The organism is Ihubacter sp. rT4E-8 (assembly GCF_049852125.1).
In the GTDB taxonomy this organism is placed as follows: Bacteria; Bacillota; Clostridia; order Peptostreptococcales; family Anaerovoracaceae; genus Senimuribacter.
In genome coordinates, this window is the sequence record NZ_CP187532.1 from 197,491 (window position 1) to 218,816 (window position 21,326).

Consider the following 21,326-nt stretch of genomic DNA (forward strand, 5'->3'; position numbering starts at 1 on the left):
ATTATTTTTTGAGTAAAAAGCGGCGGCGTGAAGAATCTAAATAGCCGTCCTTTTTTAGATTGCGTATTTCTCGCATCATGGCCGAACGATCTACAGCAAGATATTCTGCTAACGCCCCCAGGGAGAAAGGGATTTCAAAGTATTCTTTTTCATGTGCGTTGCAGGCGGTTTGGGAATAGCGGAGATATGCCAATAATTTTTTGCGAATAGTAGGTTGGTTTAAAATGCTGATATGCAGAGACAATTCCTGGGACTTTTGCGCAGCCATGAGAAAGAGGTTGCTGATCAGCTGTGAGTGGTGTTGGCAAGCATTTTGGCAAGGAGTAACCAGATGACGGTATTCGACAAAGACTGCCCGGCATGTGCTGGAAGCGGTAACAATATATTCATAGTTATCTAAAGGCAATGAAAAAGCTTCGCCAAAGAGGTCTCCATCCTTATAATTTTCTAAAAGGCTGGTATCGCCGTTTTCGGCTATGTAATAAAGTTTGGCGCTGCCGGATAAAAGAATACCTATCTGCTCTAACCCATCAGAATAAGCCAGAATAGTTTCTCCCGGCTGATAGGTTTTGTATTGAGGCTGAAAACAGAGAATCATTTTCTCCAGAGAGTCTTTTGAAATTTGATCGGTAAAGTATCTTTTCTTCATTATCATGTCTCCTGTTTTTTCTATCTTATCACAAAATTGTTGCATTTGCCACAACTAGTTGTGCTTGTAGCAAATATAATAGAGGTAAGAAATAGAAACCTAAAAAGAAGGAGGTACAAATATGTTATATAAGACGACAGAAAAGCATGAGGAATTAAGAGCACGGATCAGAGCGTTTGCTGAGGAGGAAGTAAAACCGATTGCTTTCATGCTGGACCAAAAGAATGAATTTCCTCACGATATGGTGGAAAAATTGAAGGATATGGGGCTTATGGGTATCCCGTACCCGACAGAGTATGGCGGTGCAGGCATGGATGTTCTCAGTTATGCTATTGCCGTAGAAGAATTGGCCAGAGTAGACGGTGGAGCAGGCGTTATTTTATCGGCTCACGTATCCTTGGGATCTTATCCGATTTTCGCCTTTGGAACGGAGGAACAGAAGAAAAAATATTTGGCGCCTCTGGCAAAGGGTGAAAAGCTGGGTGCGTTTGGACTGACGGAACCGGGAGCAGGCAGTGATGCGGGCGGAACTGAAACAACAGCTGTCCTGGAGGGAGACCATTATGTACTGAACGGCGGTAAAATTTTTATCACCAATGCGCCGATTGCTGATACGTATGTGGTGTTTGCGGTAACTACGCCGGGTATAGGAACTAGAGGGATCAGCGCTTTTATTGTAGAAAAAGGCTGGGAAGGATTTGACTTTGGAGATCATTATGATAAAATGGGTATCAGATCGTCTTCTACAGCAGAGTTGATTTTTAATGATGTAAAGGTTCCGAAGGAAAATCTTCTGGGAAAAGAAGGCGAGGGATTCAAGATTGCCATGTCAACTTTGGACGGCGGCAGAATTGGAATTGCTTCTCAGGCTTTGGGAATTGCGCAGGGCGCGTTTGAACACGCAGTGGAATACGCAAAAGAGAGAGTGCAGTTCGGCATGCCGATTGCATATCAGCAGGTTAATTCCTTTAAGATTGCTGATATGGCGACGAAAATTCGCTGCGCAAGGTTTCTGGTTTACAGCGCTGCGGAATTGAAGGAATACCATGAGCCGTACGGCATGGAATCCGCGATGGCAAAACAGTATGCATCTGATATTTGCCTGGAAGTGGTTAATGATGCTCTGCAAATTTTTGGCGGTAACGGCTATTTAAAGGGCATGGAGGTAGAACGAGCTTACAGAGACGCTAAGATCTGTACCATCTATGAGGGAACCAATGAAATCCAGAGAGTAGTTATTGCTTCTCATATTTTGGGCAAAGCACCAAAGACGGCAGGACCGGCAGTACAGGCTAATAAGGGGCCGCTCACCGGGCAGAGAAAGAAAAAGATGTTTGACAAGGGTTCTGCTCAGGAAAGGGTTGACGCTTTGGTTGACGCCCTGAAGAATGACGGGTATGATTTTACGGTAGGTATTGATCCTATGACGCCGATTGCGTTAGCGGACAGAGTAGTCAGTGCAGGTAAAGGAATTGGAAGCAAGGAAAATATGAGACTGATTGAAGAACTGGCATATCAGGCTGGAGCGGCAATCGGATCTTCCAGACCTGTAGCGGAAACACTGAGATATTTGCCTTTAGATCGGTATGTAGGCATGAGTGGGCAGAAGTTTACAGGAAATCTGTATATTGCCTGTGGCATTTCTGGGGCAGGACAGCATCTGAAGGGGATTAAAGATGCAACCACGATCGTGGCGATCAATAACAGTAAAAATGCACCGATATTTAAAAATGCGGATTACGGTATCGTAGGGGATCTCGAAGATATCTTGCCGCTTTTGACGGATGCATTAGATAACGGAGAGCCGAAAAAGCCGGCTCCACCGAAAGTTAAGATGAGAAAGGCTACAATTAAAAAGGAAGCTTCACCTTGGGTGACATATGTTTGCGACGGCTGTGGATATGAATACGATCCGGCTGTCGGCGATCCGGAAAACGGCGTAAGTCCCGGAACTGTTTTCGAGGCTCTGCCTGATGAATGGGTTTGCCCGTTGTGCGGTGAGTCAAAGGCTGGCTTTGTTGTAGTCGAAAAGGATAAGGAGGAATAGTCAAAATGCATTGCGTAAGAAAAGTAACTGAAGATTTATACTGGGTTGGAGCCAATGATAAACGATTGGCGCTCTTTGAGAACATTCATCCAATCCCAAGAGGAACTTCCTACAACTCCTATGTACTGCTGGATGAGAAAACCGTTCTTTTTGATACGGCGGACTGGTCCGTTTGCAGGCAGTTCCTGGAGAATATCGAATATGTTTTAAATGGAAGAAATCTTGATTACATGGTAATCAACCATATGGAGCCGGATCACGGCGCTTCTATTGAAGAAATTCTAATGCGCTATCCGGACGTGAAGGTGATTACTACATCGAAAGCTGTTATGATGATGAATCAATTCGGTTTTCCAGTTAACGAAGTTATAGAGGTGAAAGAGGGCGATACGATGTCCTTTGGTAAGCACGAGGTTGCTTTCGTCATGGCGCCAATGGTTCACTGGCCAGAGGCTATGGTCACCTTTGATACTACAAACGGAGCGTTGTTCTCGGCAGATGCTTTTGGCTCCTTCGGATCTTTGGACGGAAAACTCTTTGCTGATGAGGTTAACTTTGAACGTGATTGGTTGGATGACGCGCGGAGATACTACACTAACATCGTAGGAAAATACGGTCCGCAAGTTCAGAAGCTGCTGAAGAAGGCTGGCGGTCTGGATATCAAATATATCTGTCCGCTTCACGGCCCTGTTTGGCGGCATGATATCGGCTACATTGTCGAAAAATATGATAAGTGGTCTCGCTACGAGCCGGAAGAAAAGGGCGTTCTTATTGTTTACGCTTCTATGTACGGCAACACTGAGAGCGCGGCAAATATTCTGGCGGCTAAGCTGTGCGAAAAGGGCATGACGAATATTTCGATGTATGATGTTTCCTGCACACACGTATCCTATTTGATTTCCGACGCGTTTAAATACAGCCACATGGCGTTGCTTTCCGTCACCTATAATCTGAAGGTGTTCCCTGTAATGCAGGCGTTCATAGATGATATGGCCGCGCTGAATTTGCAGAAAAGGGTTGTCGGCGTTGTGGGCAGCGGTACATGGGCGCCGCAGTCTGGACCTTCTATGGTAGAGCAACTCGATAAGCTGAAAGAATTTACTGTGCTTAATGAGCAGCTTACCATGCTTTCCGCGCTGAATGACGCGACTTATCAGGAGCTGGATGAGTTGGCCGACAGCATTATTGAGAGCATGAACTAAAATAATATTACTTGCATGATTAAAAGAGCATCTGTCTGACGTTCAGTTTAACGTCCGGCGGATGCTCTTTGTTTGAAACAGTTTACAGTGGCATGTCGTCTTCTGCGGTCGATTTGTCCGGGTTTGCCAACGCAGCAACACCCTTTTCTGTGATGCGGGTGCCATATCGGCCTTTACTTATAGTGATTAACCCATCCTCCTCTAATTTGCTCAGTAGTGTACGGAGGTTACCGTCGCTGATACGCAGATTCCGTTTCTCTAATTGCTGAAGAAGTGCGTTTCTGCCGATTCCATGAGAAATTTCTGTGTTCTGTCCGATGATTTCGAGAACTGTTGGCCGGATATTTGCTTTTTTGGCGTAAACGTTGTCCGGCGCGCTTTGCTGCAGGACATATTCCGGCAGCGCGGACAAGGTTTTGTAGTAGGTTGATATATTTTCTAGTTCGCGAATGTTGCCAGGCCAATCGTAACGCAACAGGATATTTTTTTCTTCATTTGTAATGTTTTTAAAATCGTTTCCCAGGAAATGCTGAAGAAGAACGATGATATCGTCTTTTCGGTTTCGCAAAGGAGGCAGCACGATTGGAAGCACGTTCAATCGGAAAAAAAGATCGCTGCGGAACTCCCCTTCTCGAACAGCCGCTTCTAAATTTTTGTTTGTAGCTGTGATCAAACGAATATCGATATCAATAACCCTTTCGCTGCCGACTTTCATGACTTGACGCTCCTGTATCGTACGAAGCAGGCGAGTTTGCAGCTTCGGGGATATATCGCCGATTTCGTCCAGAAAAATAGTACCGTGATTGGCTTCCTCGAATAAACCTACCTTACCTTTGCTTTGGGCGCCGGTAAACGCCCCGGGTTCGTATCCAAAAAGCTCACTTTCAAGCAGGTTGTCTGGGAGAGCGGCGCAGTTAACAGCGACAAAGGGATATTTGTTTCGATAGGAAGCATTATGAATCGACTGTGCGATCAGTTCTTTTCCTGTACCGCTTTCACCTCGGATCAGTACGGTGTGATCGGTCTGCGCGATCTGCTTTGCTGTTTGGATGACCTTGTCCATGCCAGCGGATGCGTGAATAATATCTTTGAACTGGTGTTTTGCCATGAATCCTTTTTGCCGCATGTTTTTGCTGGCTAACTCCACATCCAGTTCATCTTGAAGCGTGATGTAATATCCGGCGACTTCATCCATCAGACGGAGTGTATATTTGTCGAAAAAGTAACGGCCGCCTAGAATTTGGATAGGCGTTGTAGAAGCGTCTGGACTTGTCAGGATCGCGGGATCGATATAATCTTCAATACGAATTGAGGTTTTGTCGTCGTTCTGGAAGATACGGCAGGCCTTGTCGTTTACATAAACCGGTTCGTAATAGCTGTCTACCAGAACCATTCCGATTTTACTGGTATTGACGATATGGCTCAGCATTTCACTTTTCAGATAGCCGAAAACGTAGCTGGAATGGAAAGCTGAGTTGGATTCCACGATAGAATGAATATGACGGAACAGATTACGATTGATTGTGGAAATATCCAAATCAAGTAGCTTCATGAGTTTGAACATAGTCTCAAAGCTGACCTTTCTGTAGCCGATGTCGATGATATTCGTGATATGAGACGGCACCAAATGAGATTCAGCCGGCGTGATGGCGATATCGATTTGATCGTAAAGTCCCGTATGCTCCAGGGATTCATCGTAGGCAACCATGTTGATATGTCCGATTCCCACTTCATAAAAGGATTGTGTCGTGGAAAGTGAGCTTTCGTAAGAGTCGTTTACGATCAGTACGGTTTTTCCAGTAGGAATTTTGGATATCTGATTCAGAGCGCTGCGGTCTGGACTTCTGTTGATTTTGATGACCTTGGCTATATCGTCGACGTAATCGTTGGCATGTTGAAATACGTTGTCGTCCAGAGCAAGAAAAGCATCGGCCTGCAGCTTATCACCGGGGTTCAATTCGCTGATAAAGATGTTGGAAAATTCGGCATACTGGCCGAAGATTTCTTCTAGATTGGCTTTGATAAACGCAATAGCGTTCAGGTTGGTGTTGTTTCTGTATAGAATCGTTACGCTTTTCATGATATACCTCGTTTCTGTGTGTAAACATTATATCACAAAAAAAGGAGAAAACAAGATTTAATAGGTTAAAATGTATTTTGCGTGCATTGGACATATGTGCAAACTCCATGAATTTCAACAAACCAAACTTGGTATATTTTTTGCATATTATACGAGTGTAAAGATTTTAGAATTTTTATAAAATATTTGCTAGGAAGGCATCGACAAAAACAATGAGACATGATCTTAACACGCTAAACGCGTACTTGGAAAAGTTATTTGAAGAAAAAGGTTATTCCGGCATGGCAGTTTCCCTTCGTGGGCCAGAAGGCGCGGTCTTTGAAAGAGGATTTGGATTCAGGAATATGGAGCAGCAGCAGCCTGCGGATGAGAATACAATTTTTGGTATTGCTTCCATGAGTAAATCTATGACGGCGCTGGCGTGCTGCATTCTTCATGCCGAGGGAAAGCTGGATATCAATGACCCAATTACGAAATATTTTCCTGATTTACATATACCGGGCGCTCCAGACGAGTGTGTTACTTTGAAGGTAATTGCAATGCACAGAGCAGGGCTTCCTCCTTTGCCGCCGTTGGAGTGGTCTATAGCGATGAATGGTCCGGAACAGGATAATCCATGGTATCATCATATGGTGAAGACAGCGCCGAATAAGATGGAAACTATCGATCAGATTGTAGAATATTTAACTGAGGGGAACTATAATGTATTAGCTGCTCCAGGGGAAATAATGAGCTATTCTAACGATGGTTACGCGCTGCTCTCCTACGTGGTGGATAAGGCCGCGGGAATATCTCTGGAAGAATTTTTGAAGCAGAGAGTCTTTGAACCATTGGGAATGACCCGTTCCGTTTTGGATCTGGACTGCAGTGAAGCAAAAGCCATGGCAGAAGGAAATATTACCAGTTTATTTGAAAAGGATTACGAGGAAGACAAGCTGTATTGGGATGATGATTGGGAGGTACTTCCTCCGTTTCGCGGCTGTGCCTGTGTAAAATCTACGGCCAGTGATATGACTAAATATTATAAGATGCTGGCTGATTACGGCATGTGGGAAGGAAAACAGATTGTTCCCAGAGAAGCAGTAGAATTGATGATAGGGAGAGAATTTCCGTTGAGAAAGGAACCTTTCTATTGTCTGGGCCTTACGAAAAACCTCATCGGAGGTATGGCGATTTATCAGCATACCGGCGGTCTTCACGGGGTATCTTCTATGGGAGGCTTTACGGAAACAGGATACAGCGCTACGGTTCTTTGCAATCAGGGCGATGTAGATGTGGAAGAATTCTTATGGATATTATATAATTTTGCTTTAGAGCTTCCTTTGGACACAAAACATTACTGGGCAATGCCAGTAGACAGAGAATTCAGCAAACCGGAGATGCTCTGCGGAGATTACTTCTCGCAGGAGGGACTTCCGGCGCACACGGTAATTACTTACGAGGAAGGTGTGCTGAAAGCTGATTATAATGGAGTGAAGGGAATTCTGAAATATTGCGGCGGTCTGGTATTTGCAGTTGTTGCCGAAAAGAACCCACAGCAGCGAGTGAGCTCTTTCCGCTTTTTCCTTCGCGATGGAAAAGCATGGGCGGTAAGGTGTTATAATAGAGTTTATCAAAGGGTATGATAGAATTGGACTCTTTATACATTATATTTTTAGCAGGAATTTTAGAAGGGAGATGTAATTATCAGAAATTATGCTATTAAAAGAATTTTGCAGGGACTTCTTCTAGTCATCTGCGTTTCCTTCCTGGTATTCAGCTTAATGTACATGATGCCAGGTGATCCTGTGGATATGATTGTCGACCGGAAGGTATCAGAGGAAAGAAAAGCGGAAATTGCCCACGAGATGGGCTACGATCAGCCATTTCTTACCCAGTATAAGAACTGGGCAACAGACGTACTCCATGGAGACTTTGGTACGTCTACGAGATACAAGAGTGACGTATGGGATCTGATGAAGCAGCGAATCCCATATAGTTTGACACTTTGTGTCTGGTCATTGATTTTGGAATTGGTGATCGCTTTACCATTGGGGCTTTTATGCGCCATAAAGAAAGATGGATTCTTCGACCGATTTACGGTTAACTTTTCGCTGCTGCTCACTGCAGTACCATCCTTCTGGCTGGCGGCGCTGTTCATTTTGTTCTTCAGCGTACAGCTGGGCTGGCTTCCGATCAGCGGTTATGCACAGCCTGCCAACTGGGTATTGCCGATTGCGGTAACGGTACTTACCGGTATGGGGGGGACTTTACGTATTACCAAAACAGAGGTTTTGGAAGTATTTAATGAAAAATATGTAACGACTGCCTACGCGAAGGGTCTTCCTAAAAAGACTGTTATGATTAAGCATGTACTTAGAAATTCTCTGATTTTAGTTACTACGCTGGTGTTCATGTCCATTCCATGGTTGATTTCCGGCGCGGTTATTATCGAAAAGATATTTGGTCTTCCGGGTATGGGAAACCTTCTGCTCAACTCTATTATCGTACAGGATATGCCGGTTGTGCAAGCAGTATTGTTGCTGATTGCTATCCTGACAGTAATCTGTAATTTGCTCAGCGATATCGTCATGGGCTTCCTGGATCCAAGAATCAGACTGTCTTTGAGCGGAGGTGACAACTAAGATGAACAAAAAATGGAAAGAAACGCTTTATGAGTGCTGGAAAAATAAAAATTTCATGATTGGTTTTGTCATCCTGGTCTCATTGATTCTAATTGCTGTTTTCGCGGACGTTATAGCGCCGTACGGTGTAAATGAACACAATGTGGGCGGCCGGTATGAAGCGCCCAGCGGAAAATGCTGGTTTGGTACGGATGCTTTGGGCAGAGACATGTTTTCCCGTGTTATTTACGGAAGCAGAATCGCTTTGTGGGTAGCGTTTCTGGGAGCTATTATCCAATTGGCAATCGGTGTAGCGGTTGGTCTTGCATGTGGATTCTTTGGAAAATGGGTTGACAGGGTGTTAACCTTCCTGACAGATCTTACCTGGTGTATTCCGGGAACGATTCTGGCGTTGGCAGTAGTTACTATGATCGGTAAGGGATTAACCAACACGATCATCGCCATATCGCTGGTAGCGTGGGCCAGCTATGCCCGTACTGTAAGAGCAAAGACCTTGTCGCTGAGGAATATGGCGTTTGTAGAAACTGGAAAGGCCTTTGGAGAAAGCAATACATCGTTGATGTTCCGGTATATATTGCCGAACGTCGTCCCATCGCTTATCGTTATGGTATCTCTGAATTTGCCTGGAACGATTATGTCGACCACAGCGTTGTCTTTCTTAGGCTTAGGTTCGCAACCGCCGTCGCCTGACTGGGGACTCGCGATCTCAGAAGGTATTAAATCTATTACGAGAGCGCCTTGGCTCAGCTTGTATCCTGGCTTGGCGTTGGTATATACGACGTTTGGATTTAATTTATTGGGAGAAGGTCTCAGAGACTTGCTTGACCCGCATATGAAGTCACAGTAGAAAGGAGTAAGGAAATGAGTGAAGAACTATTAAGACTTGAACATTTGTCTATCGACTATAAAGTCAAGGACGGGTATCTTTCTGCTGTCAATGATGTAAATTTTACAGTAAATAAAGGAGAGGTATTTGCAGTAGTCGGTGAATCCGGCTGCGGTAAGTCCACGGTTGCTCACAGCATTATGAATCTGCTGCCGGGCGGTAATGAGGAGATGAGTGGAAAGATCATCTTCAAAGGCAAAGATCTGCGCACTTGTACGCAGCAGGAGATGGAAGCAATTCGCGGCAAGGAAATCGGCATGATTTTCCAAAATCCTTTGGACTCTCTGAATCCGGTATACACTGTAGGAGGTCAGATCGCGGAAGCAATCCAACTTGATAAAGTGGATAAAGTGGAAGCTTGGAATCGGGTAACTAAGCTTTTTAGGGATGTAAAGATGCCGGATGCAGAGGAACGTGTAAAGAGTTTCCCTCATGAGTTATCTGGAGGTATGCGTCAACGTGTTATGATCGCCATGATGCTTTCGAGAAATCCAGAACTTCTTATTGCAGATGAACCGACAACGGCTCTCGATGTAACGATTGAAGCACAAATTCTGGACATCATGAAAGAACTGAAGAATAAATATAATACAGCGATCATGCTGATCACTCATAACTTCGGTCTGGTAGCGGAAATTGCAGATAAAATCGGTATCATGTATGCCGGAGAGATGGTGGAAAGCGGAGACGTGTTTGAAATCTTTGCGAATCCGCAACATCCCTACACACGTCTTTTGATGCAAGCGCTGCCTAGCAGAACAAAGGCAGAAGGTCGTTTGCAGACGATTACCGGTTCTGTGCCTCGAATTACAGAGAAAAAACCGGAATGCCGTTTCGCAAACCGCTGCCCATTTGCCAAGGAAGTGTGCTTTAATGAGGAACCGCCGCTGAATTATACCAGTGAAAGCCATTTCTGCCGCTGCCACTTGGCTGGAAAGGAAGAAAAGTAAGATGGAACAAAAAGTTATGATTAAACTGGACGGCCTGAAAAAATACTTTTCTATTTCTAAAGGTCTTGTAAAGAAAACAACGAATTATGTAAAAGCAGTAGATGATATCTCTCTTGAAATCAATAAGGGTGAAATTGTCGGTTTGGTTGGCGAATCAGGAAGCGGAAAGACTACGTTAGCTCGTGTTATTCTGAATTTGACGAAAATGACTGGCGGCGATGTTGTAATCAATGGAATTAATCTGGCTAAAGCCAGCAGAGCAGAGATGAAACAGCTTCGCAGTGAAATCGCAGTAGTGTTTCAGGATCCAGCTTCTAACTTAAATCCGAGACAGACGGTAGAGAGTTCTATTATGCGCCCGATGATCATTCATGGCGTGTCGAAGGCTGAGGCCAAGCAGAAAGCTAAGGACGTTCTGGAAATGGTTAAGATGGACCAGAGATATCTGGACAGTTATCCACATCAGCTATCCGGCGGACAGCTACAGAGAATTGCTATTGCCAGAGCTTTGGCGCTGAATCCGAAGGTTATGATTCTGGATGAGCCGACCAGCGCGCTTGACGTATCTGTACAGGCGCAGATTCTGAATCTGCTTCTGGATTTGCAGGAGGAATTGAACCTGACTTATCTGGTGATCACCCACGATCTGAATGTTATCAAGTATATCAGCGATAAGATTGCGGTTATGTATCTGGGACGTTTGGTAGAGTTCGGACCGACTATGGAGATCGCGGAGCATGCGAAGCATCCTTATACAAAAGGATTGCTGGACGCGGCGCCGATTTTAGATCCAAATCTCCGCGACCGCAAAAAAGAGGTTATGGGCGGAGACCCTGGCAGTCTGATTAACATTGGCGAGGGCTGCAGATTTTGTGATAGATGTAAATACGCCACAGAGGAATGTAAGACCACGATGCCGGTGGATACTATAGTAGCGCCGGGTCATCAGGTTGCTTGCTTCCACCCCTTGGATTAGCAGGGGACTGAGAGTTGATTGTAATTAAATTTGCAATAAATATGTTCACACCGAATTTAAAAAGGAGGACCAAGAAATGAGAAAGAAATTATTAGTGCTGGGACTGATCGTAGCATTCGTATTCAGCATGACCGCTTGCGGAGGAGGCGGTGAGGAAGAGTCTGCAAAGAAAGATCTGACTATCATCGACAGCGAATGGTATGGCTTAGATACTTATCAGCTGGATAGTACAGCAGGCGGACAGGGCCTGAACTCCACCGGTTTATTCCAGTGGGATGCTGAAAAGGGCGACGTTGTTGATAACGTATGTACTAACTGGCAGGTAAGTGAAGATGGAAAGACTGCTACTTTTGACGTACCAGAAGGCATGAAGTATTCTACTGGCGAACAGGTAGAGCCGGAAGATGTTATTGCTTCTCTGGAGCATGGTCTGGAAGTCAGCCCGTACAGCGACGGTTACAGTAATATCGAATCTATGGAATATGAAGGCAGAACTGTTACTCTGCATCTGTCTGAGTTCCGTTCCGACATGCTGTACTATCTGTGCGCAGGCTTCGCGATCGTTATCGATAAGGATGAGCTGGACAAAATGAGCAACGAGGAACTGATGTGGGGATGCCATCCATATGGTATGTATGCACTGGCTGAAGACGGATACGTATCCGGTTCCGAAGTAAACCTGGTCAGAAACGATGGATTCAAATGTGAAAATCCGTTAGTAGAAAACAAAGGCGCTGGTAAATTCGAAACTGTTAAGGTAAGATTTAATGTAGAAGACTTTACACAGACAGAAGATCTGAAGGCGGGCAATGTTGATATGCTGATGTCCTTAACCAGCGACCAGTATCTGGAATTGCAGAATGATGAAAGTGTTGCTTTAGCAGATACTACTTATCCGAACATCACTTATTTCGAAATGAATACAGACAGCGAAGTATTCTCTGATATCAATGTTCGTAAAGCATTAGCTCTGGCTATTGACAGAGACGGCATGGCAGAGGTTGTTGATGGTCTGATTGGACCTGCTTACTCCATGATTTATGATACTGTACAGAACTTCTCACAGGAAGCAAAGGATTACTTTGAGAAAAACCTGGCTAACGATCCTGAAAAGGCTAAGCAGCTGTTAGAAGAAGCCGGCTGGAAAGAAGGAAAAGACGGTATCCGTGAAAAGGATGGAAAGAAATTAGAGTTCACATGGTATGCATGGACTGATTCCACTGCAATTCCTGAAGCTATGGCTGAACAGCTGAAGCAGGTAGGTTTCAAGATGAACATCGAAGCAATCGACTGGAACTATGTATATGAAAACATCAGCGCTGATAAGTATGACGCTGGTATTGAATGGCTGTCCTGGGCAGAACCGATGCTGGTACTGAACGCTTGCTACTATGACAAAAATGCTCCTGGAAACACGAAGGAATACAAGAAAATGGTAGAAAAAGCTGCTCATGAAGCAGACGGCGAAGCAAGAACTAAGATGGTAGGCGACATCCAGATGCACCTGTTTGAAAATGTCAATATGATCCCTATGTATGCAGAGCTTTCTTTCACTGCAATGAACAAGGATCTGAAGGGCTTCAAAGTATTAGCTGACGGATCTGCTCCGCTTAACGATTTAGCATACTAAGATAAGCAATCCGATTGAGATGGCAGAAGTCGGATGTTTCGACAACTGACTATATGAATACACGGCGGCTGTCTGCAAAGCGGACAGCCGCTGCTGTTGAGACTGCTTTAAAAATAAGATTAAATGGGATTTTAAAAGATATATTTCGTTATTTTCTGTATAAAAGCGGGAAAAATGACTGGAATTTGAGATGTTTGAATTGGCATGAATTTTGCTTTAATATTTATCAATGAGAGATTTTGACAACAGAAAGCAGAAAGGCAATAAAAAAATGAGTAAGAAGATTGGCGTACTGGGAGGCATGGGACCCATGGCTTCTCAACTATTTTATAAAATGGTAACGGAAATGACTTATGCGGAATGTGATCAGGATCATGTTAATATGATCATTTGCAGCGATACTTCTATGCCAGACCGTACAGGCGCTATCCTCAGCGGACAGCTGGAGGAAGTGCATGATAAAATGTTAGCCAATGCAAAAATGTTGGAGGGTTGTGGATGCCAAGCGGTGGCAATCACTTGTAATACAGCTCACTATTTTGCTGACATGATAGCGAACGATCTCGGCATTCCAATCATTCATATGATAAAAGAAACGGTAGAAAAGCTGACTGAATCAGATCCCGGCGGAAAAATTGCAATTCTTGCTACCGACGGAACGATTCAAACAGGAATCTATCAAAAGCGAATGGAAGAAGCAGGTTTAAGGCCTTATGTTCCAGAACCGGAGCTTCAGAAAATCGTTATGTATCAGATCTATGACTGTATCAAGGCCGGTAAGGCTTATGATGCAGAGCAGTGGAAGTATCTGGACGAAGCGGTCCGGTCGGCAGGATGCACCCATGCTATCATGGGCTGTACCGAGCTGTCTGTGATCAAATCCGACGAAGGATTGGGCGAGTTCTATGTAGATCCAATGAAGGTTCTGGCAGAGAAGGTCATCCGGTTCAGCGGCAGAGAGATGAAACGCTGATCATCAGGTACAATGGTAAGAAAAACGTGCGTATATAAAAAACAGGAGGAAAGAAGATGGGACTGCCTGAAAACTGCAGAGCAAAGCTAGATAATAAATACCCAAAAGGAAAAAAGAATCTGATTACCGATGTACTTGGCGTAAAGGTAGGTCATGTGACGCTGGAGGATGAGGAAAAGGATATACATACCGGAGTGACGGCAATACTGCCTCATGGAGGAAATCTGTTTCAGAATAAAGTGGCTGCCGGCGTGTCTGTTATAAATGGATTTGGCAAGAGCGCCGGATTGGTACAGATCGAGGAGCTTGGCACAATTGAATCTCCAATTGTAATGACGAATACTTTCAGTGTTGGAACAGCGCTTAGCGCGTCTGTGAAGTATATGCTGAAGCAGAATGAGGATATCGGAGTTTCTACTGGTACGGTCAACTGTGTTGTGACAGAGTGTAACGACGGAGTTCTCAACGATATTCGCGGTATGCATGTAACAGAGGATCATGTATTTTCGGCATTGGAATGTGCTTCGGAGGATTTTGAAGAAGGCGTGGTTGGCTCAGGAACCGGTATGTGCTGCATGGGTATTAAAGGCGGCATTGGATCAGCTTCTCGTGTAGTTAAGCTTAAGAATAAGGATGAATACACAATTGGAGCGATTTTGATGTCTAACTTTGGTGAACTGGGAAATCTACGCATCGATGGCCTGAAGACACCTACGCCGTTACCGAAGGATGGAAGCAAGGATAAGGGATCTGTTATCATTGTTCTGGCTACAGATCTTCCTCTTAGTGACCGTCAGCTGCGCCGTGTTGCAAAGCGAGCGACAGTTGGCTTAGGTCGTGTAGGCTCATACTTGGGAAATGGAAGCGGAGATATCGCTATTGCATTTTCCACCAGCAATATTGTGCCGCATTATTGTGAAAGCGGTATTGTTGAAACTAAGATGGTTCATGATGATGCTTTGGATAATATTTTCGAAGCCACGATTGAAGCAGTAGAGGAAGCTGTAATCAGCTCTCTGTATCATGCCAGAACCGTAAAGGGTATACGTGACAAAGTTCTGTACGGACTGCAGGAATTTATATAAGAGGTGAAATGTATGAAGATTTTCATCAGTGCGGATATTGAAGGAATTACAGGCGTTACCAGTTGGGCATCTACCAGATATGGCGGTAAGGATTATGAAACCGCGTGCAGACAGATGTCTTTAGAGGTTGCAGCTGCTTGCAGAGGAGCGATCGCCGCAGGCTGTCAGGTTGTTGTAAAAGATGGACATGAAGACGCCATGAATATTGATGCGGATTTGCTGCCTCGCGGCGTAGAATTGATTCGGGGATGGTCGAATGATCCCCGCTCTATGTTGGGAGGACTTGATCAATCCTTTGACGGCGCGCTGTATATTGGTTATCACTCCGGTGCGTGGACAAATACCAGTCCGCTGAAGCATACCGGTGAGGATTACTTGTTTAACTGGGTTAAGGTAAATGGTGAGTTGGCATCAGAGTTTACGTTAAATTCTATTTTGGCGGACCAGATGGGAGTGCCATCGCTGTTTCTTGCCGGCGATGAGGGAATTTGCTGTGACGCGTCGGCTGAGTACCCGGGTATTGTGACCGTAGCTACTAAGAGCGGCGTGGGCAATGCGACATGGAACAGACATCCGCAGGATGTTATAGAAGAAATCGAGAGAAAGGTTGCGGAAGTACTTTCTGCACCTTTGCCAGAGAGCAGGCCTATGGCAGACAGCTATACTATGGAAATCAATTTTAAAGATTTCCAAAGGGCCAGAGGAGCGTCCTGGTATCCGGGAGCGGAAATAATTGATGGATTTACTGTATCGATTACAGAACCGGATCCCTGGAAGCTGGCTATCGCGAGAATGTATATGACAAGCGTGTAAGAATAGACTATAAAAGGGAGACGCTGCAGTATGGCTGCCGTCTCCCTTTTGTGTTACTGAATTTTTATAGATACCTCTCCGGTGGTAAGTGTCTCCATCTGTCTGTTTTTTCTGCCTTCCAGATACTCTACGACCAGACCGCCGTTTTCATCGATGTCGATTGCTTTAGCGCGGATACCTTTTTCGCTTAAATTCGGATGGACGATGATATTCTTGCCAAGGATGAAGCAGCGAGTACGGTATTCTCGCAAGAATGTCTTCGCCGATAGATCCTTTGTAAGAATATCAAGAAGCTGGTTGTATATTTCCACGGCTAAATCACCACGGAAGAAGCTGTTCTTCGTGCGCGAGAGACAGCCTGCGATATTTTCCAATTCTTCGGGAAAGCTGCCGGGAAAACAGTTGACGCCGATACCGATGACAAGTCTGTCGATTTTGCCGTTTTCAAAATTGGTCTGTGCTTCCGTTAAGATGCCGCAGATCTTTTTGTTTTGATAGAATACATCGTTGACCCATTTGATTTTGGCCTTAACGCCAACGATAGAATCGATGGCGCGGCAAACGGCTACAGCCGCGGCCATTGTGACATAGAGAGCCTTGTCCAAATCAAAGTCGGGGTGCAAAGCGATAGTCATATAAAGTCCTGTTCCGGCAGGGGATGCAAAGGAACGTCCCAGACGGCCGCGGCCGCCGGTCTGCTTATTTGCGATGATCAGGGCAGGTTTATCGGTCAGTGAAATTTCTTTCGCTACATTATTCGTGGAGGAAACAGTATCGAGAATATGAATATCGCAGGGAAAGCGGAGAGAGCCGGCAATCGCGTCCTCCGTAATGATATTGCTCTTTGATCGAAGCCGGTAGCCGGTGCTGGGTTTGCTTTCTATATGGTAACCCTCGTTTTTCAACTGCTGCATAGCTTTCCAGACCGCATTGCGAGAAACCTGCAGTTCTTCTCCGATTTTCTGACCGGAGAGATAAACGCCGGTATTTTCACTCAGCAGCTTTAAAAGGTCTGTTCTTGTCGACATGGAGCGCCTCCTTTTTCATCCGTATATTATAAGCGTAAGGTTTTGACTGTACAATTATACCACGGATCTTGTTAGGAAAAAAGTTGGACTTTATCTAAAAACCTTTATTTTTTCTTGATTTTGTGATAAAATAACTTGTTACAAGTAGTATTTTAATTTGTAAACACAGGAGGAAAATAAAAAATATATGGACAGTCACATAGGGTATTCCATAGGGATTATGGTGTTTTTCTTGGTTTTCTCAGCTTACTTTTCGGCTACTGAGACGGCATTTACTTCGCTGAACCGGATTAGGATGAAAAATCTGGCAGGAGACGGAGATAAACGCGCCAAGAGAGTTTTGGAACTGGAAGGTAAGTACGATAACCTGCTTTCGACGATTCTTATTGGTAACAACCTGGTTAATATCGGAATGACGGCAGTTGCTACAACGATGTTTCTTGAATTAAGTCCAAGATATGGAGCAACGATTTCAACCGTAGTGGTCACTGTAATGGTGCTGATCTTCGGAGAAATATCTCCAAAGAGTCTGGCAAAGGAGAGTCCAGAGGGATTCGCTATGTTTTCTTCGCCGTTGATTCATTTGCTGATGGTGATTTTAACACCGTTAAATTTTCTGTTCGGTCAGTGGAAAAAGCTGCTTTCCAGGTTGTTTAAGACACCGGACAGCAGAGCCATTACGGAGGATGAGCTTTTGACTATTGTTGAAGAAGCTGAGACGGAAGGAAGCATTGCGGCAGGTCAGAGTGAGTTAATTCAGAATGCGATTGAGTTCAATGAACTGGAAGCATGGGATGTGCTTACGCCGCGAGTCGATATCAAAGCCATAGAAATCGATTCCACCAAGAAGGACGTGGCTAAGATGTTTATGGAAACCGGATTTTCCAGACTGCCGGTATACGAGGATGATCTGGATAAGATTTTGGGAGTTCTCAATCAAAAGGATTTTCACAATTATATATCCGGATCTAAGAAGACGATCTCCGACTATGTGAAACCGGTTGTATATGTAGCCGGCTCTATGAAGGCTGCGGACCTTTTAAAAAAATTGCAGATGAATAAATCACATATTGCCATTATTGTAGACGAATACGGCGGCACAGCCGGTCTCGTAACGATGGAAGATATCATCGAAGAATTGGTAGGTGATATTTATGATGAGCATGATGAGGTAGAGTCTCAGGAAATTACGCAGATGCAGGACGGCAGCTATAGAGTGCTGTGCAGCACCAATGTAGAGAAGATGTTTGATTATTTTGATGAAGAAGTTGAGCTGGATGCCACCACTGTAAACGGTTGGGTAGTTTTGCAGCTGGATAAGCTGCCGAAGGCCGGCGATACTTTTGAATACAATACGGGCAGTAAGATATTCTGCGGCCGTGTTATTAAGGCGGATGAAAGAAAGGCGATAGAAATCAATTTAAAGGTAACCCAAAAGCCTGACGAAGAAGAATAACCGGAAAGGGGAATTATAAGCATCATGGGACTGATGGAAAAGATCTTTGGAGATCTTAATGAAAAAGAAGTAAAGAAAATAGGAAAAATTGTTGACCAGGTTGAAGCGCTGGATACCGCTATGCAGGCTTTGACTGATGAAGAACTGCAGGCGAAAACGCCGGAGTTTAAAGAACGGCTGGCTGCCGGAGAGACTTTGGACGATATTCTGCCGGAGGCCTTTGCTGTATGCCGGGAGGGCGCATGGCGTGCACTGGGGATGAAACATTTCCGTGTACAGCTAATCGGCGGCGTAGTTTTGCATCAGGGACGCATTTCCGAAATGAAAACTGGTGAAGGTAAAACATTAGTAGCTACCTTAGCCGCGTATCTCAACGCTTTAGAGGGTAAAGGCGTCCACGTCATTACAGTCAACGACTATCTGGCAAAGCGTGACGCGGAGTGGATGGGAAAATTGTATACCTTCCTGGGGCTCAGCGTCGGATGTGTAATTCATGGAATTGATAATGAGGAGAGGAAGGCTGCGTATCGGGCTGATATTACTTATGGTACTAACAATGAGTTTGGATTTGACTATCTGAGAGATAACATGGTTATCTATGAGGAAGAGTTGATGCAGCGCGAGTTGAACTATGCCATTATTGACGAGGTGGACTCGATTCTGATCGACGAGGCTAGAACGCCTTTGATTATTTCCGGGCGTGGTTCGAAGTCTACAGATCTGTATAAAACAGCAGACCGGTTTGTAACTACGCTGACTAAGGAAGCAGATTTCACAGTAGAGGAGAAGGATCAGCAGGTTGCTCTGACAGACGAGGGCGTTGCCAAGGCGGAAGCGTTTTTCAAGGTGGACAACTATGGAGATCCGGAAAATATGGAAATCAACCATCACGTTCTGCAGGCTCTGAAGGCCAGAAACCTGATGGAACGTGACGTAGACTATATCGTAAAGGATGGAGAGATCATCATTGTAGATGAGTTTACGGGCCGTCTCATGTTCGGAAGAAGATTTTCCAATGGACTGCATCAGGCTATCGAAGCAAAAGAACGGGTATTGGTACGATCTGAATCTAAAACTCTGGCAACGATTACTCTGCAGAATTATTTCAGAATGTATCAAAAGCTGGCAGGTATGACAGGTACGGCAAAGACAGAGGAAGAAGAATTCCGTGATATTTACAATATGGATGTTGTGGTGATTCCAACCAATCGCCCTATTGCCAGAGAAGACCTACAGGATTCTGTATATCAGACGGAAAAAGGAAAGTTTAAAGCTATTGCAAACAGAGTAGCCGAGCTTCATCAGACAGGACAGCCGGTTTTGGTAGGTACGATTTCTATCGAAAAGTCCGAGCTGATCAGTGATATGCTGAAGAAAAGAGGCGTTAAGCATAATGTACTCAATGCAAAGCAGCATGATCGAGAGGCTGAGATTGTCGCGGAAGCCGGCCGCTTAGGTATGGTTACCATCGCGACTAATATGGCGGGTCGTGGTACGGATATTATTCTGGGCGGCAATCCGGAATTTGAGGCAAAGCGGGAGCTGAAGAAGCTGGGCTTCAGTGATGAGGCTATATCCTTTGCTTCCAGTTTTATCAAATCTGACGATCCAGAGTTAAACGAAGCGAGAGAAAAGTTTAATGAGCTTCATCAGCAGTTTAAGGAAATTCGAGCAGAAGAACAAAAGCAGGTTGTAGCTTTGGGCGGTCTGGCTATCATTGGTACGGAGCGTCATGAATCACGGCGTATTGATAATCAGCTGCGAGGCCGTTCGGGACGTCAGGGTGACCCGGGACAGACACAGTTCTATATTTCCCTTGAAGATGAGCTGATGCGCCTCTTTGGCGGCGAGCGCATGCAGAAGATTGTCGACCGTATGGGTCTGGCAGAGGATGAGGCCATTGAAGCAGGCATGCTGTCAAAGTCTATTGAGGGCGCGCAGAAAAAGGTAGAAGGCAAGAACTTCGGTATCAGAAAATACGTGCTTCAGTATGACAATGTTATGAACAAGCAGAGAGAGGTCATCTATGATGAGCGACGCAAAGTGCTCTTTGGCGAGGATTTGAAGGACTACATTCTCCATATGGCTCATACGATCATCAACGCTATCATCGATCCGATCGTAGTAGATTCTAAGTATCCCGAAGAATGGGATTTCACAACGCTTACAAAGAATCTTCGTAAGATTACGGACAGGTACAGAGGAAAGACCTCTTATTCTACAGAAGAATTGAACGGCATGAGCGAGGAGTCTCTGCGAGAGAATATATGTGCTGAATTCGACCGTTTGTATGAGGATAAAGAAAGAGAAGTTGGCTCTGAGCAGATGCGTGAAGTCGAGAGGATGATCTTACTGAGGGTAGTAGATAATCTGTGGATGGATCATATTGACGCTATGGATCAGCTGAAGTCTGGTATCGGTCTTCGCGCGCTGGGTCAGCAGGATCCGGCGGCCGCTTATGCCAAAGAAGGCTTTGATATGTTTGAGCAGATGATCAGCGCCATTCAAGAGGATACGGTAAAATATTGCTATAACGTAACAGTAGAAACCAAAACGGAACGCCGTGCTATCATGGAAGCGCAGCAGGCAACTAAGTCGGATTATATTGATGACGATGCAGTGCGCGCTATGCAGGGCGAAGGAGCTTTACCGGCGGACGCGCAGGTTCCGGAACGTGAGAAAAAACAGCAAACAGTACGCCGTGACGCGCCTAAGATCGGCAGGAACGATCCTTGTCCATGCGGAAGCGGTAAAAAGTATAAAAACTGTTGCGGTAAAAACGCGTAAATGAATTGATATTGAGAATATGAGAAGAACCTCTGCCGGCGGCAGAGGTTCTTCTCGTTTGTAATCTATTTCCAATTCATCTAGAGTATTTCAAATTTTTGAATTTTTATACTATTTCCATTTTATCACAGAATAGGGTA

Annotated in this window: 16 protein-coding genes; 13 read left to right on the top strand and 3 right to left on the bottom strand. The window is 44.8% G+C overall.

Features of this window, described 5'->3' with window-relative positions:
- Position 1 precedes the first annotated feature (1 nt).
- On the bottom strand, positions 2-649 hold the full coding sequence (locus ACPW7J_RS00965) for a Crp/Fnr family transcriptional regulator (RefSeq protein WP_425755954.1): 648 nt from the start codon (positions 647-649) through the stop codon (positions 2-4).
- A gap of 121 nt (positions 650-770) precedes the next feature.
- Between ACPW7J_RS00965 and ACPW7J_RS00970 the strand changes: the two genes are divergently transcribed.
- Entirely contained in the window at positions 771-2,696 is a 1,926-nt protein-coding gene (locus tag ACPW7J_RS00970; protein ID WP_161873937.1) for an acyl-CoA dehydrogenase family protein, read from the top strand.
- Positions 2,697-2,701: 5 nt separating this feature from the next.
- Positions 2,702-3,898, top strand: a complete 1,197-nt coding sequence (locus tag ACPW7J_RS00975; RefSeq protein ID WP_425755955.1) for an FprA family A-type flavoprotein — start codon at positions 2,702-2,704, stop codon at positions 3,896-3,898.
- An 82-nt stretch (positions 3,899-3,980) separates the two neighbouring features.
- Here ACPW7J_RS00975 and ACPW7J_RS00980 read toward each other — a convergent pair whose 3' ends face one another.
- Positions 3,981-5,978 carry a sigma-54 interaction domain-containing protein gene (locus tag ACPW7J_RS00980; protein ID WP_425755957.1) on the bottom strand — a complete coding sequence of 666 codons (1,998 nt, stop codon included), beginning with the start codon at positions 5,976-5,978 and terminating at the stop codon, positions 3,981-3,983.
- 212 nt (positions 5,979-6,190) lie between these two features.
- Between ACPW7J_RS00980 and ACPW7J_RS00985 the strand changes: the two genes are divergently transcribed.
- From ACPW7J_RS00985 to ACPW7J_RS01025, 9 genes are all read left to right on the top strand, one after another.
- Positions 6,191-7,603 (top strand): serine hydrolase domain-containing protein, encoded by a 1,413-nt coding sequence (locus tag ACPW7J_RS00985; RefSeq protein ID WP_425755959.1) that lies wholly within the window; start codon positions 6,191-6,193, stop codon positions 7,601-7,603.
- 87 nt (positions 7,604-7,690) lie between these two features.
- Positions 7,691-8,602 carry an ABC transporter permease gene (locus ACPW7J_RS00990; protein WP_425755960.1) on the top strand — a complete coding sequence of 304 codons (912 nt, stop codon included), beginning with the start codon at positions 7,691-7,693 and terminating at the stop codon, positions 8,600-8,602.
- Position 8,603: 1 nt separating this feature from the next.
- Positions 8,604-9,449, top strand: coding sequence for an ABC transporter permease (locus ACPW7J_RS00995; protein WP_161873933.1), 846 nt, complete (start codon positions 8,604-8,606; stop codon positions 9,447-9,449).
- 14 nt (positions 9,450-9,463) lie between these two features.
- Positions 9,464-10,438, top strand: a complete 975-nt coding sequence (locus ACPW7J_RS01000) for an ABC transporter ATP-binding protein (protein WP_425755962.1) — start codon at positions 9,464-9,466, stop codon at positions 10,436-10,438.
- A 1-nt stretch (position 10,439) separates the two neighbouring features.
- Positions 10,440-11,414 (top strand): ABC transporter ATP-binding protein, encoded by a 975-nt coding sequence (locus tag ACPW7J_RS01005; protein ID WP_425755964.1) that lies wholly within the window; start codon positions 10,440-10,442, stop codon positions 11,412-11,414.
- A gap of 76 nt (positions 11,415-11,490) precedes the next feature.
- Positions 11,491-13,044 (top strand): ABC transporter substrate-binding protein, encoded by a 1,554-nt coding sequence (locus ACPW7J_RS01010; RefSeq protein WP_425755966.1) that lies wholly within the window; start codon positions 11,491-11,493, stop codon positions 13,042-13,044.
- Positions 13,045-13,315: 271 nt separating this feature from the next.
- Entirely contained in the window at positions 13,316-14,017 is a 702-nt protein-coding gene (locus ACPW7J_RS01015; protein WP_424960093.1) for an aspartate/glutamate racemase family protein, read from the top strand.
- 56 nt (positions 14,018-14,073) lie between these two features.
- Positions 14,074-15,102, top strand: a complete 1,029-nt coding sequence (locus ACPW7J_RS01020) for a P1 family peptidase (protein WP_425755968.1) — start codon at positions 14,074-14,076, stop codon at positions 15,100-15,102.
- A 12-nt stretch (positions 15,103-15,114) separates the two neighbouring features.
- Positions 15,115-15,915, top strand: a complete 801-nt coding sequence (locus ACPW7J_RS01025; protein ID WP_425755970.1) for a M55 family metallopeptidase — start codon at positions 15,115-15,117, stop codon at positions 15,913-15,915.
- Positions 15,916-15,968: 53 nt separating this feature from the next.
- Here the strand turns inward: ACPW7J_RS01025 and ACPW7J_RS01030 are convergent, their stop codons facing one another.
- A complete protein-coding gene (locus ACPW7J_RS01030) occupies positions 15,969-16,943 on the bottom strand; it encodes a biotin--[acetyl-CoA-carboxylase] ligase (protein WP_425755972.1) in 975 nt (324 codons plus the stop codon).
- 187 nt (positions 16,944-17,130) lie between these two features.
- Between ACPW7J_RS01030 and ACPW7J_RS01035 the strand changes: the two genes are divergently transcribed.
- Together ACPW7J_RS01035 and secA are read left to right on the top strand one after the other, a co-directional pair.
- On the top strand, positions 17,131-18,399 hold the full coding sequence (locus ACPW7J_RS01035; protein ID WP_425755974.1) for an HlyC/CorC family transporter: 1,269 nt from the start codon (positions 17,131-17,133) through the stop codon (positions 18,397-18,399).
- A 24-nt stretch (positions 18,400-18,423) separates the two neighbouring features.
- Positions 18,424-21,186, top strand: a complete 2,763-nt coding sequence (gene secA, locus ACPW7J_RS01040; RefSeq protein ID WP_425755976.1) for a preprotein translocase subunit SecA — start codon at positions 18,424-18,426, stop codon at positions 21,184-21,186.
- The last annotated feature ends 140 nt before the right edge of the window (positions 21,187-21,326 follow it).

Excerpts from the sequence above, each read along its gene's own strand:
- ACPW7J_RS00970 (WP_161873937.1), top strand. The coding sequence starts at position 771 with ATGTTATATAAGACGACAGAAAAGCATGAGGAATTAAGAGCACGGATC.
- ACPW7J_RS01000 (WP_425755962.1), top strand. The coding sequence starts at position 9,464 with ATGAGTGAAGAACTATTAAGACTTGAACATTTGTCTATCGACTATAAA.
- ACPW7J_RS01010 (WP_425755966.1), top strand. The coding sequence starts at position 11,491 with ATGAGAAAGAAATTATTAGTGCTGGGACTGATCGTAGCATTCGTATTC.
- ACPW7J_RS01005 (WP_425755964.1), top strand. The coding sequence starts at position 10,440 with ATGGAACAAAAAGTTATGATTAAACTGGACGGCCTGAAAAAATACTTT.
- ACPW7J_RS00985 (WP_425755959.1), top strand. The coding sequence starts at position 6,191 with ATGAGACATGATCTTAACACGCTAAACGCGTACTTGGAAAAGTTATTT.
- ACPW7J_RS00975 (WP_425755955.1), top strand. The coding sequence starts at position 2,702 with ATGCATTGCGTAAGAAAAGTAACTGAAGATTTATACTGGGTTGGAGCC.
- ACPW7J_RS00980 (WP_425755957.1), bottom strand. The coding sequence starts at position 5,978 with ATGAAAAGCGTAACGATTCTATACAGAAACAACACCAACCTGAACGCT.
- ACPW7J_RS01030 (WP_425755972.1), bottom strand. The coding sequence starts at position 16,943 with ATGTCGACAAGAACAGACCTTTTAAAGCTGCTGAGTGAAAATACCGGC.
- ACPW7J_RS00995 (WP_161873933.1), top strand. The coding sequence starts at position 8,604 with ATGAACAAAAAATGGAAAGAAACGCTTTATGAGTGCTGGAAAAATAAA.
- ACPW7J_RS01025 (WP_425755970.1), top strand. The coding sequence starts at position 15,115 with ATGAAGATTTTCATCAGTGCGGATATTGAAGGAATTACAGGCGTTACC.
- ACPW7J_RS01015 (WP_424960093.1), top strand. The coding sequence starts at position 13,316 with ATGAGTAAGAAGATTGGCGTACTGGGAGGCATGGGACCCATGGCTTCT.
- secA (WP_425755976.1), top strand. The coding sequence starts at position 18,424 with ATGGGACTGATGGAAAAGATCTTTGGAGATCTTAATGAAAAAGAAGTA.
- ACPW7J_RS00965 (WP_425755954.1), bottom strand. The coding sequence starts at position 649 with ATGAAGAAAAGATACTTTACCGATCAAATTTCAAAAGACTCTCTGGAG.
- ACPW7J_RS01035 (WP_425755974.1), top strand. The coding sequence starts at position 17,131 with ATGGACAGTCACATAGGGTATTCCATAGGGATTATGGTGTTTTTCTTG.
- ACPW7J_RS01020 (WP_425755968.1), top strand. The coding sequence starts at position 14,074 with ATGGGACTGCCTGAAAACTGCAGAGCAAAGCTAGATAATAAATACCCA.